The following is a 15,478-nucleotide window of genomic DNA, read 5'->3' on the forward strand; positions in this document are numbered from 1 at the left end:
AGAATTCACGTTCGGGCGGTCCTCGCGTGGGAGAGAACCTAGAAGCTGCAGCAGAACGCGGCGGGTCAAGCTCGGAAAGGGGCTGGAATAAAAGCTCGATAATAAAGAGAGGCTTGGGTTTTCCACATGTTCCGGCATCGGGGAGGGGCCTGAGCTCTGCGTGATTTCGGAGGCTTGGGGTAGACTGTTCCTTGATGACGAAGACAAGGAGAGAGCCTGTGGCGCCCAAGAAACTTACCTTCCGGAGCCGCGAGAAATGGGATGCGAATCTGTCGGCGGAAGACAGCGTGATCGCGGCAGAGACGATGGCGCGGCTTGGTTTCGAGAAGCGCACGGAGTTCATCCGTCATGCCTTGACGCGACCGGTGTTGGCCCAGCAGGAAGCGGCTTTCGTCGCCCTGATCCGCGCCACCGATGCGCTAACCGCCCTGCGCGATCAGGTGCGGGCGGATCCGGAAAGCGCGGCCTGTTTCGAGGGGGGGCGTATCGAGGCGGCGCTGCGCGAGATCCATGCCGATTTCCGGAAGGTGGTGACATGCCCCGCCCATATCTGACCGAGCATCGCGATGCGGGGCGGCTGGCGCGCTATGTCATGCGCGAGCGCGGTGCGTTTCTGGAAGGCAATGTGCCCGCTTGGTCCACGGAGGATGTGGTGGAGGCCATGCGCGGGACGGGGTTGGACACGCCGCGCTATCTCCATGTGACGATCTCGATGCCGGAAGGGGTGCGGCTGCCGGTGCGAGGCTTCGGCTCGGTTGTTCAACCCTTTGTGCTGGCGATGTTCGATCCTGGGAGCGATCTCGGCTTTGGCCGCCGCGTACGAGCCGAGCTTGTCCGTGACCAGCACGCGCGGCTGCCCCCAGCACCGAAATAGCTTTCGAAAGAAGCGTCTGGCTGCGCTCGTGTTCCGACGCGACTGAACCAGGATATCCAGCACATCGCCATTGGCGTCGACCGCCCGCCAGAGCCAGTGCTTCTTGCCCTTGATCGAGATGACAACTTCGTCAAGATGCCATTTGTCCGCCGGGCCGGGGCGCTCGCGACGGATCCGAGCAGTGAATTGCCCGCCAAAGCGCGCGACCCAGTCCCGCACGGTCTCGTAGGAAACCCGGATCCCTCGTGAGGCAAGTAGATCTTCGACGTCCCGGAGGCTGAGAGCAAATCGATGATACGCCCAGACGGCGTAGCCGATCACGGAGCGCGGAAATCGGAAGCCCTTGATATGGGAAAGGTCGGATAGTTTCAGCATGGCCCTTCGCTATCCGGCGATCGGGCCGTCTGCAACCTGACAAAGCCCGAGGTCCGACGCGTTCAGCCTTTGGGCCGACTACGCCGCAGATCTGGCCGCCTGAAAACCGTGGTGATGGATCGTAGCACCCAAGGCCAGGCAACCTGACAAAGCCTCGCCAATATAGATCGTCAGTTTCATCAGGCGAGCCTCCTTAAGCTCTGCTCCGAACTTCCGCGACCACCTCTAACAATTGCTTGCGAACCACTTAGAACACGATCTTCCGATCTGGGGTAGGCACGTCGAACATGCCTTCCCCAGTGACAGTCATGCATTGCTAAGTGCCTTCTGGCGTGTCTGGCTGAGGCTTGCGGCGGGGGTTAGCGCCTCTGGGTCGAGGATCAGCTCCAGCACCGCAGGCCCGTCTTGCTCATTGGCACGCGCAAAGGCCGCCGCAAAATCATGGCTGTCTTCCACCCGTTCCGAATATGCGCCATAGGCTTGCGCAAAGGCCGCAAAATCAGGATTGCCTTCCGAGAGGTCGGTGGCTGACACGCGGCCCGGGTAGTGGCGTTCCTGATGCATACGGATGGTGCCGAGCATGCCGTTATTGACGATCAGCACGCGGATCTTCAGGCCATGCGCCACTGCTGTGGCAAGCTCGGCCCCCGTCATCTGGAAATCGCCATCCCCCGCCACACAGATCACGGTCGCCTCAGGGCGGGCAAAAGCTGCGGCCAGAGCAGCAGGCATTCCATAGCCCATTGACCCACAGATCGGCGCCACCTGCGTGCCAAAGCGGCGATAGCGATGAAACCGGTGCAGCCAAACGGTAAAATTGCCCGCACCATTCGTGTAGATGGTATCCTCGGGCGTATGGGCATCAAGCCAGCGCATGACCTCGGGCATCTGCATCCGGCCCGGAATAGGGCGGGGGGTGGTCCATGCCTCGAAGGCTGCGCGAGCCTGCGCACGATGCGCCTTCCAAGGGCCGGCAATCGGCCCGTCGGCCACAAGGGCTGCCACAAAGGCCGGCGGCGCGGCAACGATACCCAGTTCGGGCTGATAAACATGGCCAATCTCATCGGCCGAAGGGTAGATGTGGATCAGCCGCTGAGCTGGGCAAGGTACTTGCATCAGCGTGTAACCATTAGTGCCGATCTCGCCCAAACGCGCGCCAATTACCAAGAGCAGGTCCGCTCGTTCAATCCTCTGGGTTAGATCGGGATTGGCTCCCAGCCCGACCTCGCCGATGTAACAGGGGCTTTCATTGTCCAGAAGGTCTTGCCGCCGGAAACTGGCTACCACCGGCAGATCGGAAGCTTCGACAAAATCGCGCAGCTGGTCAACGGCGTCCTGCGTCCAGCCCGCGCCGCCCAGCATCACCACTGGATGGCGCGCCTGAGTAAGCGCCTCGCGCAGATGTGCTATATCGGCGGGGGCGGGGGCGCAGGCAGGCGCGCGGACAGCCCGCCCGTCCATACAGAGCGCCTCGTCGCTCAGCATATCCTCGGGCAGCGGAACCACAACCGGACCCGCGCGACCCGATTGCGCCAGCCCGAAGGCACGGGTAACCAATTCGGAGGTGCGCACAGCATCCTCTATCTGCAGGACCGCTTTCGCCTGAGAGGCAAACATCTGGCGGTAATCTAGTTCCTGAAACCCTTCGCGCAGCGTCACTCCTCGCGGGTTCTGCCCAATGAACATTACCAGAGGCGTGCTATCCTGCCAGGCCACATGCAGCCCAGACGAGGCATTGGTGGCCCCCGGCCCTCGCGAGCAGAAAACAACTCCCGCCCGCCCCGTCAACTTGCCATAGCTTTCGGCCATCATCGACGCGGCCCCCTCATGGCGGCAGGTCACCACCTCGATGGGGCTATCGACCAGCGCATCGAGCACGGCCAGAAAGCTTTCTCCGGGAACACAGAAAACGCGGGTCACGCCCTGAATTATCAGCTGGTCGACCAAAATGCGGGCGGCGGTGCGGGGCGCGCTCATGCCGCTTTCCCCATCGCTTTGAGCCGCGCATCGAGGCGCGGATAGATCCGGCGGGCATTGCCCTCGAAGATCTTCTGGCGGTCCGTCTGTGAGATATCGAGCGCCTTCACGAAGCGCGGGGTATCATCATAATAGCTGCCCGTGGCAGGGTCGATCCCGCGCACCGCGCCGATCATCTCTGAGCCGAAGATGATATTCTCGGCAGGCACCGTCTGTGTCAGAAGATCCATTCCGGGCTGGTAATAAACGCAGGTGTCAAACAACACATTATTGTGGATCATCTCGTCGGGCGAGGGCAGGCCACGATCAGCGGCCAAGCCGCGATAGCGGCCCCAGTGATAGGGCACAGAGCCGCCCCCATGCGGAATGATGAATTTCAGATCGGGGAAGCGGGTGAAAAGATCGCCCATCAGCAGCTGGCAGAAGGCCGCTGTATTGCCATTGAGATAATAGGCCCCCGTCCCATGGACCGAAGGCGTGGCCGAGCCCGAGACATGGATCATCGCGGGCACTTCCAGCTCGCACATCTTCTCGTAAAGCGGAAACCACTGCGGGTCGGTCAAGGGTGGTTCGGTCCAGAAGCCGCCTGTGGGGTCGGGGTTCAGGTTGAAGCCCACAAACCCCATATCCACGCAGCGCTCCATCTCGGCAATGCAGCCCTTGGGCGAGGCGCCGGGCGATTGCGGCAGCTGGCCCACCGGAGCGAAATCATCGGGATAAAGATCCACCACCCGCGCGATCAGATCATTACAGGTGGCCGACCAATGCTGCGACATGGCTTCATTGCCGTGATTATGCCCCATCAGCCCCGCGATTGGGGAGAACAGCACCAGATCAATGCCCAATTCGCGCTGGCGGGCCAGCTGGTTGGTCTCCAGCCCCTCGCGGATCTCGTCATCCGAGATTTTGGGCGCTGGGGTGAAGCCGCTGGTTTTTCCGGCCTCGAAATCCGCGATCTGGGTTCTGCGATAGTCGCGGAAATATCTGGGGACGGTGGTGAAATGGCCGTGGCAATCAATGATCATCGGGCGCTCCTTTCGTGATGTCTCACAAAAGACTAGCCAGCCGCCGCGCCCCCGCGCCAATCGGATATCATACGCGCATCATAGCAAAGCCGCCGTTATGCGCCGCCTTCGGGGCCCAGCTGGTTGGCATGGCGCAGGCTGGGGAAGGCGCGCGCGTAATAGGCGCAGACCAGAAGCGCCGCCACACCACCACCTGCCACCGCCACCACCGGCCCGAAAAACGCCGCCATCGAGCCCGCCCGAAAGGCGCCCAGCTCGTTTGAGGCGCCGATGAACAGCACATTGACGGCATTCACCCGCCCGCGCAGAGCGTCGGGGGTGTTGAGCTGTACCAGCGAGGAGCGGATCACCACCGAAATCATATCCGCCGCCCCCAGCACCGCCAGCGCCAGCGACGACAGCCAGAGCACGGGCGAGAGCGCGAAGACGATTGTCGCCAGCCCGAAGACCACGATCGAGCCAAAGAGCTTCGGCCCCGCGCCGCCCGTGATCGGGCGTGAGGCAAGCCAGCCGCCCATCGCCAGCGCCCCCACCGCAGGGGCCGCACGCAGGATACCGAAGCCAAGGGCATCGGTGCCGAGGATGTCGCTGGCATAGACCGGCAACAGCGCGATGGCCCCGCCCACAAGCCCCACGAAGAGATCCAGCGAGATCGCCCCCAGCAGGATCGGCTGCACCATGATAAAGCGGATCCCGGCGGTCAGATCGTCCCAGCCCTGCGGCTTTGTCTCGCGGTTCTGATGGGGTTTAGGAATGAAGAGCGTCAGCGCCACCGCAATCAGCGAGGCCCCTCCGGCGGCGATATAGGCGGCTTCGGGGGCGAGGCCATAAAGGGTGCCGCCCAGCACCGGGCCCGCAATCATCGAGATCTTGAAGGCCGAGGAGTTCAGTGCCAGCGCCGCCGGCAGATGGGCCGCGCGCACTACATTGGGCGCAAGCGATTGGCGGACGGGGTTATAGAAAGCGCGCGCCGTGCCAAAAAGCGCCATCAGCGCAAAGACATGGCCCGCCGAGATATGCCCGCTGACGGTCAGTCCCCAAAAGCCCATCGAGATCCCCGCCATCAGCAGCAGGCAGATCCCCATCAGCTTGCGGCGCGGAAAGCGGTCGGCGGCAGCCCCAGTGACCAGCACCAGCAAAAGCGCCGGCATGAATTGCGACAGCCCCACCCATGCCAGATCCATCGGGTTCTTGGTCAGCTCGTAAAGCTGCCAGCCCACGGCCACTGTCTGCACCTGCACCGACAGCCCGTTGAAAAACAGCGCGGCCAGAAACGCCGGATAGCCCTTATTGCCGAAAACGGCCCAGCGGCCTTGGGTGAACATAAGCATGCCTTTCTTTGATGCCCCGATCTAACGCCTGTCTGGCGCGTGCGCCAATCCCCCAAACGCGCTTGGTCCATAGAAACTCTGTGAGCGCCCATAAGCCGCATGGGTCCGCGCCCGCAAAGGCAGGGCATCCTATGGGGCGCGCGCTATTTCCTATTTTATGACGTGCGCCCGAAACGCTCAGATGGGCCAATGTCGATGACAGGAGGAGAACATGTCAGACACCGCCCAAATGCCGCAGGTCCGTGCGGGCTCCGAGACAGAAAGACTGCGGGTTGCTCTGCGCAGCTACCCCTATACCGAGGCCATTAAATCCGGCGCGATCCGCCTGTCGCAACCGCTAGAGTTTGTCGATGTAAAACCCCATATCGCGGCCTTCCGCCGGATGGTGCGCGACCTTGAATATGACATCTGCGAAATCGCCCCGACCACCTATATGATCGCCAGAGCCCATGGCGTGCCAATCAAAGCGCTGCCGCTGTTTTTCGTGCGTCGCTTTCACCATGACGGAATATTGGTCCGCCCCGAGGCCGGGATCACGACCCCCAAGGACCTTGAAGGCAAGCGCTTTGGCGTGCGCGCCTATTCGGTGACGACGGGGGTGTGGAAACGTGGCATGCTGCAAAATGCCTATGGGGTCGATATCGACCGCGTGACATGGGTCGTGGATGACGAGGAACATGTGGTGGCACTCCGGCTACCGCCCAATGTCGAACATGTTCGCGAAGGCGCGTCGCTTGTGGCGCTGATGGCGGAGGGGCGGCTTGATGCGGCCTGCACCGGCGATGCGGGCATCGGGCGCACCGGAAAGCCGGGCGAAAGCTGGAGCCATGACGGCCCTGCCCTGCCCGACAATCTGCGCGAGCTGTTTGACGAGCCCGCGCGTCTGGATGCCGAGCAATTCGCCCGTGACGGGATCTATCCGATCCACGGCTGTCTGGCGGTGAAGGAGGAGGTTCTGGCGCGCCACCCGACCCTCGCGCAGGAGCTGTTTGACGCCTTTACCACCGCCAAAGCCCCCTATCTCGAGGCCCTCGAAGAGGGCACCGCCGCGGGCAAGACCGCGGCCCGTGACCGCCGCCATGCGCAGATCACGGGGGGCGATCCGCTGCCCTATGGGCTGGAGGCCAACCGCGCCTCGATCGAGGCACTGATCCGCTATGGCCATCAGCAGGGGCTGATCCCCAAGCTTTATGCCGCCGAAGATATGTTCTTACCGCTTTGAGGAGACCGCTATGAAAATCGACCGCCTGAACGGCATTATCGCAGCGCTTGAACAAGGCCGCCGCGCAACCATGACCTTCGCCCGCGCCGAACGCGAAGAGGCCACCCAACTTGGTCTTTCAGCCTATGACGGGGTGCTCTTCGAGATGGAGCATACGCCCTATTCGGCCTCGGAATTGCGTGATGCGCTGCAATTTCTGCTCAATCGGCGCCGTATGGTGGAGGGCGGCTCGCTCAGCCCCTCGGTCACACCCTTCGTGCGCATCCCCGCAAATGGGGCCGAGATGACTTCCTGGATGGTGAAACAGGTGCTCGATCAGGGGGTCTATGGCGTGGTCTTTCCGCATATCGGGACAGCCGCACAGGCGCTCAATGCGGTGGCGGCCTGCCGCTACGGGCGCCCGAAAGGGGCACCGGATTACGAACCCAAGGGCATTCGCGGCGATGCGCCCAATGCGGCGGCGCGCTACTGGGGGCTGACTGTGCCCGAGTATTATGCCCGTGCCGACCTTTGGCCTCTCAAGCCCGAGGGCGAGATCATGGCGGTGATGATGATTGAAAGCGTCGAGGCGATGGACAATCTCGACGCCATCCTGAAAGTGCCAGGGATCGGGGCGATCATGGTAGGTGAGGGCGATCTGTCACAGCAACTGGGTTGTCCGCGTCAATACGAGCATCCCGATATGCAGCGTGCCAAGCGCGAGATCCTTGCCAAGGCCAACGCGGCGGGGGTACATGTGGCGCATCCCCATGTCACGGCGGCCAATGTGGCGCAGGTGATCAAGGAGGGCTATTCCATTCTCTTCACCGCCGCGCCACGCAATTATGCAACGCTGGATCAGGCGCAAATGCTGATGCGTGAGCCCGTCCCGGTCTAAGCCCAACATGTGACAATGCACCCGCCGGAGCCCACCGGCGGGTGTTTGTGGCATTTCGCGCCCTCAGGAGGCCAGCCGTATTCCGCGCCCTTGCCGGATCCGGTGGTGGCGCGCGCGGGCGGTGATGTCACGCAGGCAGGCCAGAAACGCCTCATGCGCGGTGGTGGGCAGCCAGTCGGCGCGGGTGGTGATCCCCTTGGTTAATATGTCGTCCAGATAGGGACAGGGCAAATTTACCAGCGTGCCAAGATCGAGATCCAGCTGTACCTCGGAGCATGTCAGCAGTGTGATTGTATCCGAGCTTTGCAAGAGCACCTTCGACATGGTCAGCGAACTGGTCTCTATGTCGAAGGCAGGCGGGGTCATCCCCTCGAAAATCCGGTCGATCCGACGTCTGCGCGGCGTTCCCTTGGCAGGCACGGTCCAGGCATAGGCGGCCAGATCTTGCGGGGTGACCACATCCAGACGGGTCAGCGGATGATCCGGGCGGGCCACCATACAGTAGCTGTCCTGAAACATCGGCTCTTCCTCGATATCGCTTGCCCAATCGGGTTTACGCAGGATACCGAAGATCATATCGATGCGGGCATTGGCCAGATCATCCAGCAGCTTGTGATAATTGCCCGACACCAGCCGCAGCTTCACATTGGGATGCCCGGCCAGAAAGGCGCGCGCGGCACAGGCCAGCTCATGGCTGCCTGCCAAAGGCAACGCCCCCACCACCAGCTCCAGACTGTCGGCGCCCTGAGCCATCCGAGCCTCGCCATGCGCCAGATCCAGCTCGCGCATGGCCCGACGGAATTCGCGCGCTAGCATCTGCCCCGTGCGATTGGGGATCGGCCCCTGCGCCGTGCGGTCGAAGAAGCTGCGCCCCAACACCCGCTCCAGCGCCCGCGTCGAACGGTAGAGTGAGGCTGGAGACACCCCCAGCGCGGCGGCGATCTCGGCTACGCGGCCCTGCTCGGCGGTCACCATCAGCGCGCGCATCTGGGTGCCGGTCATCAGCCGGTCGGCCTGTGGTGCGGGTTTCCCGTTCTCTTCGCTATGGCTGGTAACCGCGCTGAGCGCCGCATCGAGGATCTCGAAAAAGCGCGCCACGCGGCGCAGATACTGCGCGCCCTGAGGCGTGGCATAGGTGCCTGTGGCACAGCGGTCGAAAATCGGCGTGCCAAGCGCTTCTTCGATGTTGGCCACTGCCTGCGTCACCGCTGGCTGCGAGGTGGCCAGCATCCGCGAGGCGACGCTCACGCCACCCAATTCACCAATCACCTGCACCATCCGCAGATGCCGCAGATTGGGACTTTCGCCATATTGGATCATAAATTTCCTCCCCTTTGTCGAGCCGTCAAATAGCCCTTCAACAGGATCTTCCCCAGCCTCCCCGCCAGTGAACCACCCCGTATCGGACCGGAAACCGGCCCGTTCCTCCAATATCAAGCGTAAAACAGCGCCTCCGCATCGCCAATAGGTTCTTGTCATGGGCCATAGGTTCTTTGCCCGTAGGGATGGTACGGCCTGCCTCCCCGCGCCACTCTCTGGCCTCAGGTCGCCTGTGCAGGCGGCGCAATCCAGGGGAGGATCGATGGAGCAGATACTCGAGAATTACGTCCCGCAGGGGCGGCATCTGGTGGCGGGGCAATGGCTGGAGAGCGCGGAGGCGTTCACCTCGACCCCCGCCCGAGGGCCTGTGTATCGCTTTGCCGCTGGTACGCCCGATCTGGTGGATCGTGCCTGTCAGGCCGCCAATGCGGCCTTCGAGACCTATGGCGCAATGCCCGCCACCGCCCGCGCCGCTTTTTTGCGCGCGATTGCCGCCGAAATCGAGACACGCGGCACGCAAATCACCGATATCGCCAGCCGCGAGACCGGCCTGCCGCCTGCCCGTCTTGAGGGCGAGAGGGCGCGCACCACCGCGCAGCTGCGGCTTTTTGCCGAGACCATTACACGTGGCGACTATCTGGATCGGCGTCACGACTTGGTGCTGGCAGAGCGCGCACCCCTGCCGCGCCCCGATCTGAAGCTGATGCAGCGCCCCATCGGTCCGGTGGCGGTCTTCGGGGCCTCGAACTTCCCGCTGGCTTTCTCGGTGGCGGGGGGTGATACGGCAGCGGCGCTGGCGGCGGGCTGTCCGGTGGTGGTAAAGGGGCACTCCGCCCATCCCGGCACTGGCGAGATCATGGCCGAGGCGATCCATGCCGCAATCAAGCGCTGCAAGATGCCCGCAGGGATCTTTTCGCTGATACAGGGCGGACGGCGCGCGGTGGGCGAGGCGCTGGTGTGCCATCCGCTGATCACGGCGGTGGGCTTTACCGGAAGCCTGACCGGCGGGCGGGCGCTCTTCGACCTTTGTGCCAGCCGCCCCGAGCCGATTCCCTTCTTTGGCGAATTGGGCAGCGTAAACCCGATGTTTGTCCTGCCTGCTGCAGGTCGCGCGCGCGCGGCCCAGATCGGCGCGGGCTGGGCGGGATCTTTAGGCATGGGAGCAGGCCAGTTCTGCACGAAACCGGGCATTGCGGTGATCGACGCGGGCGCAGAGCCTTTTCTCTCCGCCGCCGCCCATACGTTGGGCGAGATGCCTGCGCAGGTCATGCTGAGCGAGGGGATCGCCGAGGCCTATCGCGACGGGCAGGCGCGTCTGGCACGCTATGCGCGCAGGGTCATAGGCCAGCCCGAGGCGGGTCGTCTTGCCAGCCCCGCGCTTTACGAGGTCGGATTTGCACAGTTCATGCAAAGGCCCGAGCTGTCCGAAGAGGTCTTTGGCCCCTTGGGACTGGTGGTCCGGCTGGAATCGCCCGAGCAGATGCAGGCACTGGCCCGGCAGATCGGTGGCCAGTTGACCGCCACTATACAGATGGAGCCGGAAGATACCGCCCTTGCGCGCGCGCTGGTGCCAGTTCTTGAACGCCGCGCGGGCAGGATTTTGGTCAACGGCTTCCCGACGGGCGTGGAGGTCTGCGAGGCGATGGTCCATGGCGGCCCCTATCCGGCCTCGACCAACTTCGGAGCGACCTCTGTGGGCACGCTGTCGATCCGTCGTTTCCTGCGCCCCGTCTGTTACCAGAACCTGCCCGAAGACCTGTTGCCCGACGACTGGGCGTCTCGGCCTTGAACCACAGGAGTTATCGCCCGGCGCCGAAAGGTGATGCCCCTGCCAGCTGCCGATAGGCTATACCTGAAGACAGCCGCCGATATGCGGTCGGGAAGAGGAGTCCGAAAAGGAGGAGATTATGAGCATACCAGAGATTGTGACAGACCCGCCCTTCACCATCACCCGCGCTAGTCATGTGCGCTATTTCGTGAAAGACCTCGCAAGGTCGATCGAATTCTACACCGAGGTGCTTGGCTTCGTGCTGAGCGACCGCGACGGTGCAATCGCCTATCTGCGCGGGATCGAGGAGGCCTGCCACCATAGCGTGGTGCTGATACAGGATCCGGCCCGTGCGGGCAGGGCAGAATGTATTGGCATGCGGGTCGCGTCAGAGGCCGACATCCGTCGCGCCAAAGCACATTTCGAGGCGATAGGCGGCAGCGCGCAGATCATCGACCGCCCCTATCAGGGGCTCAGTCTGCTGACCCGCTTTGGCGAAGGCTTCCCCCCGGTCGAGCTGTGCTCGTCGATGGAACTGCGCCCGAGGATGCTCAATGATTTCCGTGCACAGAAGGGAGGGCGGGTCCTGCGGCTCGATCATTACCAATGCGCGGTGCCCGATGCCACTCTGGCGGTGAAACGTTTTATGGGTTTGGGGTTCCGGCCCTCGAAATACACGCTGGACGAAGAAAGCGGTAAGGTGCTGAGCATCTTCCTTAGCCGTAAGAACAACCCTCATGATCTGGTGATGGCCGAGGCGATGGGCCCGAGGCTGCATCATGTGGCCTTTGTCGTCTCGGATCTGCAGGCGCTTCTGCGCGCCGCCGACATCGCGGCAAATATGGGCTACGGGCGCGATGTCGAACATGGTCCGGGGCGGCATGGGCCGCCCAATGGGGTCTTCCTCTACTTCCGCGACCCCGATGGCAACCGGATCGAGTTCATCCTGTCGCCGATGCAATTTATAGACCCCGAGGACCAGCCCAATGCGTGGAGTTCGCGCGATGGTGTCTCGCTTGTGCCATGGGGCAAGGGCCCACCACAGGAATGGCGCGAAGAAATGACCCATTTCGACGGCATCGAACCGGCAGGTGGCCCAAAGGCGCGCTGGACCTCGCTCAGCGATCCGCGCCACCCGCAACCGGCCTGAACCGGGGGCTTCGGCCCCCGTTTGACCCCATCCGGTCAGATAGCAAAAAGGGGGCCGCGTGGCCCCCTTTGTCGTACTCCTGTCTTGCGGTCCCTTGGCGCGTGATCAGCGGGCGATTTCACGGAGCAGCGGGTGAAAGAGGCTGTCGATCAAAGGCGCTTCGGTGATCATATGTTGCTGCAGCGCGAATTTCACCGCCAGTTCCAGCGACGGGCGCACGGCCTCCAGCCCATAAGGCGTGGCGTTGATCTCGGCCTCGAAGCCTGCGGCCTTACGGCTTTCCACCAGCATGCGCCAGATCTCGCGGACCACATCAGGACGCTGCTCGCAAAGCGCGTCGGGCACCACCAGAAAATGGTTGGGCGGCACGACCTTTTCGCGGGCATACCACTCGAGCGCCGCCTGATGCGGATCGGGGATCAGTGGCCTGATCCGCGCGTCCTTGGGCATGTTCATCCCCAGAACGGCGGCATCGATCTCGCCCGCAAGCAGCATCTTTACCGGATCGCCCCCCTCGGGGCCCCATTCACGGCTGGGCGGGTCGGTATATTCGGCCAGATGGGGCTGGTCAAAACAGATCCAACGGACCGTGTCGGGATCGACGCCATGGTCGTTTTGCAAGATGCCACGCACCCAGAGCGCTGTGGTCTGCGTGTAGGAACGCACGCCCACCGTTTTGCCCGCTAGGTCCTGCGGGCGCAGATGGGCATGGCGATCGGTATTATAGCCGATGCAATGATGCTGGAACCGCCCCAGCACGGTAAAGGGCAAGAGACTGATCGGCTTGCCATAAGCATAGGCCTGAAGAAAGGTTGCTATGGCCATCTCCGAGATGTCATAGGCACCCTCGCGCAGCATCGGCTTGAACCCTGCATGCGCGTTTTTCAGCCCCGCAAAATCGAAGCGCAGGAGATCCGAGCCGATCTCGCCCGCCAAGAGTGCGCGGGTCGGCGGAAACTCGGTGATATTGGCGCGCAGAGCCAGCGGACCGCTGGAGGCATAGCCCATATCGGGGAAGCTTTGCAAAAGAGTGCTCATGCGCGAAGGGCCTCCAGTTCGGTTGCGGCAAGTTCGGGATAGAGCCGCGCAGCGGTGTCCCCCCATATGGCGCGGCGCTCGGCGGCGCTGAGATCGGCAAAACAACGGTGGCCCTGATCGACCAGCTCTTTCAGCGTGCCAGTATTGGCCGGGAAATTCGACCCCCAAGCCAGCCGTTCGGCCCCGAATTCCGCCACCAATCTGGGGAAGAAACTCGTGGGTGAGGCGGGGGCTTTCTCGGCCAGATCGAAAGTACGGGGGGTGATTTTCAGCACCAGATTGTCAAAGCGCGCAAGCGCCCAGAGCGGGGCCGCATTGCGGTATGGGGCGCCGTCGGTCAGATCTGGGCGGCCCAGATGATCAAGCACCACCGTCACCTCGGGAAAGCGCGACAGGATCTCTTCGACCACGGGGAGCCCGATCTTTGTCGTCTGGATGCAGACCGGCATACCGATCTCGGCCATATATTCCCAGACAGCAAAGGTCTCGGGGGCGATCATCCAGCGCCCGTCGCTCTGCACTGTCGAGCCCGCACCGAAAAGCCGCAACCCGCCCATGCCGCGCGCGCGCCATGCATTGATCCTGGCCACCGCATCGGGGGCGGCAATATCGACCGTAAAGACACCGGTAAAGCGCGCATCCGTGCCCACGCAATCTGCAACATAGGAATTATCATAGCCATAGGTCGTGGCCGATTGCACCATGGCCGCAGCCGCCACACCTGCGGCCTCCATCTCGCGGATATATTGCGCGAAAGGGAACGGACGCTCGGCCGACCAATCGGACCGGATGCCGCCCAAGGGGCGGTGCGGATAGCGGGTACTGTCGGCGGCGATGATATGGGGGTGAATGTCGATGATCCTGTCTGCCATGCTGGCCTCCCTGAAATGGCGCGCGGCCCTTTCGGGCATGGCGCGCGGCCCCTTCAGGCTAGACGCGGGACGGGCATCGGGGAACGTGGCTGGCGCAAGATCGAATGACCGAATAACAACTTCCGATAGGCACGTCAGGAGAGCAGGCAAAAGGGCCGGCGCGCGCCAGCCCTTTGAAAGACACTCCCGATCTGGAGTGGCCTATTGCACCATATAGGAGCGCACCTGTTTCAGTACCTCGGGGGGCGCCGCATAGAAGCCGTCAATCAGCGATTGCACCTGTTCGGCGTTTATCTTCTTGACCGGTGTACGCAGTACTTTCTTCATCCGCGCGACCGCCTCGGGGTCATCAAGCGTTGCTTCGAAAGCTGTGCGGATCGCGGCCACCCTATCGGCGGGCACTTCGGCGGGAACGGCAATCGGCCGCCCCGTCGCACTGGAATCGATCAGAAAGCCTGCAACCTCCTTCTGCAGATCTCCCACAAGGTAGTCGCCCAGCACCGGCAGATCGGGCCAGCTCTCATTTTTCTCGCGCGCCATCAGCATAACGGGGTGGATCTCCCCGTCCTTGAGCATCTGGCTGGCCTTATTGGTATCGCCCCACATCGGATGCGCGCCCTCCATCCAGCCCTGAACCTCGCCGCGCTCAAGCGCCAGATAGACCTCGCCCGCGCCTTTATACCCCGCCACGATATCAAATTTCGTGCCAATCATATCGTTCATCAGCGCAGGAAAGACCCGGTTGTAATTGGTATAGGAGGTGGCCCCCTCGACCAATGTCTTGGATTTTAGATCCTCGGGCGTGGTGATGCCAGAGCCGGTGCCGGCATAAAGCGTATAGGGGTAATCGCCGTTCTCCAAAGAGCCGATCCACTGCACGCTATGCGGATCGAACTGCTTTTCCTTGCCGGCGATAAGCGGCGTAGTCAGCACATTACCGATCAGGAAGGCCAGCGTGGTGCCATCCTTGGGCTCGGTGCGCGCGATCTGGGCGGCCGCCACCAGCCCCCCCGCACCCGGTTTGTTGACCACAACGATATCGGGATGGCCGGGGAAGTTCTTCTGGAACTCGGTCACAAAGGCGCGGGCGATTGTATCGGCAAAGCCGCCCGCCGCAGCCCCCACCGTCAGGGTGACGGTCTTGCCGGTGTAAAATTCCTCGGGTGTCTGCGCGGCCAGTGGTGCTGAGGCCCACACCGCTCCCGCAGCGCCAAGAGCAAAGGCCAGCGCAAGCGGCGGTTGGCGGATAAAAGTCATGATCTCCTCCCAAAGTCATTTCTTCTTATCTAAACGAGGCCCCGCAAAGGAGCATTCGCCAGACAAGACTGACTCGGAAGGCAAGGAAAACGCCAATACGAAACGGGACCCCACCGATAAAAAAGCGGTGTCTCAGCTGTGGCGGGCGATCTCGCGGGCCATCTGCGCATGGAGTGCCGCACCCGAGGCGCCACGGGTCAGCGCATCCTGTATCTTGTGGTCCATATCGGAGGCCGCGCGCAGGTGATCGATAGCGCAGGCCAGCCAGTTCAGCGGATTGCCTGTATGTGCCAAACGTGGAAGGTCGAAAGAGGCCATGGGAAGATCTCCGTACAAAATGGCTCCCCCGAGTATAGGGGAGCCTTCCTGCGTGCGGTATGATCTTTCTCAAT

At 62.7% G+C, this 15,478-nt stretch carries 14 protein-coding genes; 5 read left to right on the plus strand and 9 right to left on the minus strand.

What is annotated here, in order from left to right:
• The first annotated feature begins 218 nt into the window (after window positions 1-218).
• A complete protein-coding gene (locus tag AC2ISB_RS14940; protein ID WP_486576848.1) occupies window positions 219-554 on the plus strand; it encodes a hypothetical protein in 336 nt (111 codons plus the stop codon).
• Here AC2ISB_RS14940 and AC2ISB_RS14945 read toward each other — a convergent pair.
• The 4 genes from AC2ISB_RS14945 to AC2ISB_RS14960 all read right to left on the minus strand — a co-directional run bounded on the left by AC2ISB_RS14945 (window position 437) and on the right by AC2ISB_RS14960 (window position 5,582).
• Window positions 437-1,249: an IS6 family transposase gene (locus AC2ISB_RS14945; RefSeq protein ID WP_486576849.1), complete on the minus strand. Its 813-nt coding sequence runs from the start codon at window positions 1,247-1,249 to the stop codon at window positions 437-439. The two genes, AC2ISB_RS14940 and AC2ISB_RS14945, sit on opposite strands and share 118 nt — an antisense overlap.
• Before the next feature lie 306 nt (window positions 1,250-1,555).
• Complete coding sequence (locus AC2ISB_RS14950) at window positions 1,556-3,226, minus strand: thiamine pyrophosphate-binding protein (RefSeq protein ID WP_486576850.1); 1,671 nt, start codon at window positions 3,224-3,226, stop codon at window positions 1,556-1,558.
• Window positions 3,223-4,251: an amidohydrolase family protein gene (locus AC2ISB_RS14955; RefSeq protein ID WP_486576851.1), complete on the minus strand. Its 1,029-nt coding sequence runs from the start codon at window positions 4,249-4,251 to the stop codon at window positions 3,223-3,225. The genes AC2ISB_RS14950 and AC2ISB_RS14955 overlap by 4 nt, the downstream gene beginning before the upstream one ends.
• A 95-nt stretch (window positions 4,252-4,346) precedes the next feature.
• A complete protein-coding gene (locus tag AC2ISB_RS14960; RefSeq protein ID WP_486576852.1) occupies window positions 4,347-5,582 on the minus strand; it encodes an MFS transporter in 1,236 nt (411 codons plus the stop codon).
• Between the two features lie 211 nt (window positions 5,583-5,793).
• Between AC2ISB_RS14960 and AC2ISB_RS14965 the strand changes: the two genes are divergently transcribed.
• A complete protein-coding gene (locus AC2ISB_RS14965) occupies window positions 5,794-6,804 on the plus strand; it encodes an ABC transporter substrate-binding protein (RefSeq protein WP_486576853.1) in 1,011 nt (336 codons plus the stop codon).
• Window positions 6,805-6,814: 10 nt separating this feature from the next.
• A complete protein-coding gene (locus AC2ISB_RS14970; protein WP_486576854.1) occupies window positions 6,815-7,681 on the plus strand; it encodes an HpcH/HpaI aldolase family protein in 867 nt (288 codons plus the stop codon).
• A 63-nt stretch (window positions 7,682-7,744) separates the two neighbouring features.
• On the opposite strand, the gene AC2ISB_RS14975 is transcribed toward AC2ISB_RS14970, so the two are convergent.
• Window positions 7,745-9,001, minus strand: a complete 1,257-nt coding sequence (locus AC2ISB_RS14975) for a LysR family transcriptional regulator (protein ID WP_486576855.1) — start codon at window positions 8,999-9,001, stop codon at window positions 7,745-7,747.
• A 262-nt stretch (window positions 9,002-9,263) separates the two neighbouring features.
• Between AC2ISB_RS14975 and AC2ISB_RS14980 the strand changes: the two genes are divergently transcribed.
• Both AC2ISB_RS14980 and AC2ISB_RS14985 read left to right on the plus strand, forming a co-directional pair.
• A complete protein-coding gene (locus AC2ISB_RS14980; protein WP_486576856.1) occupies window positions 9,264-10,790 on the plus strand; it encodes an aldehyde dehydrogenase (NADP(+)) in 1,527 nt (508 codons plus the stop codon).
• A gap of 118 nt (window positions 10,791-10,908) precedes the next feature.
• Window positions 10,909-11,919, plus strand: coding sequence for a VOC family protein (locus AC2ISB_RS14985; RefSeq protein WP_486576857.1), 1,011 nt, complete (start codon window positions 10,909-10,911; stop codon window positions 11,917-11,919).
• 105 nt (window positions 11,920-12,024) lie between these two features.
• On the opposite strand, the gene AC2ISB_RS14990 is transcribed toward AC2ISB_RS14985, so the two are convergent.
• From AC2ISB_RS14990 to AC2ISB_RS15005, 4 genes are all read right to left on the minus strand, one after another.
• Window positions 12,025-12,957: a substrate-binding domain-containing protein gene (locus tag AC2ISB_RS14990; RefSeq protein ID WP_486576858.1), complete on the minus strand. Its 933-nt coding sequence runs from the start codon at window positions 12,955-12,957 to the stop codon at window positions 12,025-12,027.
• Window positions 12,954-13,829: an amidohydrolase family protein gene (locus AC2ISB_RS14995; protein ID WP_486576859.1), complete on the minus strand. Its 876-nt coding sequence runs from the start codon at window positions 13,827-13,829 to the stop codon at window positions 12,954-12,956. The genes AC2ISB_RS14990 and AC2ISB_RS14995 overlap by 4 nt, the downstream gene beginning before the upstream one ends.
• Window positions 13,830-14,030: 201 nt before the next feature.
• Entirely contained in the window at window positions 14,031-15,086 is a 1,056-nt protein-coding gene (locus tag AC2ISB_RS15000) for a Bug family tripartite tricarboxylate transporter substrate binding protein (RefSeq protein WP_486576860.1), read from the minus strand.
• 132 nt (window positions 15,087-15,218) lie between these two features.
• A complete protein-coding gene (locus AC2ISB_RS15005) occupies window positions 15,219-15,404 on the minus strand; it encodes a hypothetical protein (protein ID WP_486576861.1) in 186 nt (61 codons plus the stop codon).
• Window positions 15,405-15,478: the final 74 nt, after the last annotated feature.

The organism is Thioclava sp. NS-SX20 (assembly GCF_057380695.1).

Excerpts from the sequence above, each read along its gene's own strand:
- AC2ISB_RS14950 (WP_486576850.1), bottom strand. The coding sequence starts at position 3,226 with ATGAGCGCGCCCCGCACCGCCGCCCGCATTTTGGTCGACCAGCTGATA.
- AC2ISB_RS14970 (WP_486576854.1), top strand. The coding sequence starts at position 6,815 with ATGAAAATCGACCGCCTGAACGGCATTATCGCAGCGCTTGAACAAGGC.
- AC2ISB_RS14990 (WP_486576858.1), bottom strand. The coding sequence starts at position 12,957 with ATGAGCACTCTTTTGCAAAGCTTCCCCGATATGGGCTATGCCTCCAGC.
- AC2ISB_RS14995 (WP_486576859.1), bottom strand. The coding sequence starts at position 13,829 with ATGGCAGACAGGATCATCGACATTCACCCCCATATCATCGCCGCCGAC.
- AC2ISB_RS14945 (WP_486576849.1), bottom strand. The coding sequence starts at position 1,249 with ATGCTGAAACTATCCGACCTTTCCCATATCAAGGGCTTCCGATTTCCG.
- AC2ISB_RS14985 (WP_486576857.1), top strand. The coding sequence starts at position 10,909 with ATGAGCATACCAGAGATTGTGACAGACCCGCCCTTCACCATCACCCGC.
- AC2ISB_RS14955 (WP_486576851.1), bottom strand. The coding sequence starts at position 4,251 with ATGATCATTGATTGCCACGGCCATTTCACCACCGTCCCCAGATATTTC.
- AC2ISB_RS14975 (WP_486576855.1), bottom strand. The coding sequence starts at position 9,001 with ATGATCCAATATGGCGAAAGTCCCAATCTGCGGCATCTGCGGATGGTG.
- AC2ISB_RS14965 (WP_486576853.1), top strand. The coding sequence starts at position 5,794 with ATGTCAGACACCGCCCAAATGCCGCAGGTCCGTGCGGGCTCCGAGACA.
- AC2ISB_RS15005 (WP_486576861.1), bottom strand. The coding sequence starts at position 15,404 with ATGGCCTCTTTCGACCTTCCACGTTTGGCACATACAGGCAATCCGCTG.
- AC2ISB_RS14960 (WP_486576852.1), bottom strand. The coding sequence starts at position 5,582 with ATGCTTATGTTCACCCAAGGCCGCTGGGCCGTTTTCGGCAATAAGGGC.
- AC2ISB_RS15000 (WP_486576860.1), bottom strand. The coding sequence starts at position 15,086 with ATGACTTTTATCCGCCAACCGCCGCTTGCGCTGGCCTTTGCTCTTGGC.
- AC2ISB_RS14980 (WP_486576856.1), top strand. The coding sequence starts at position 9,264 with ATGGAGCAGATACTCGAGAATTACGTCCCGCAGGGGCGGCATCTGGTG.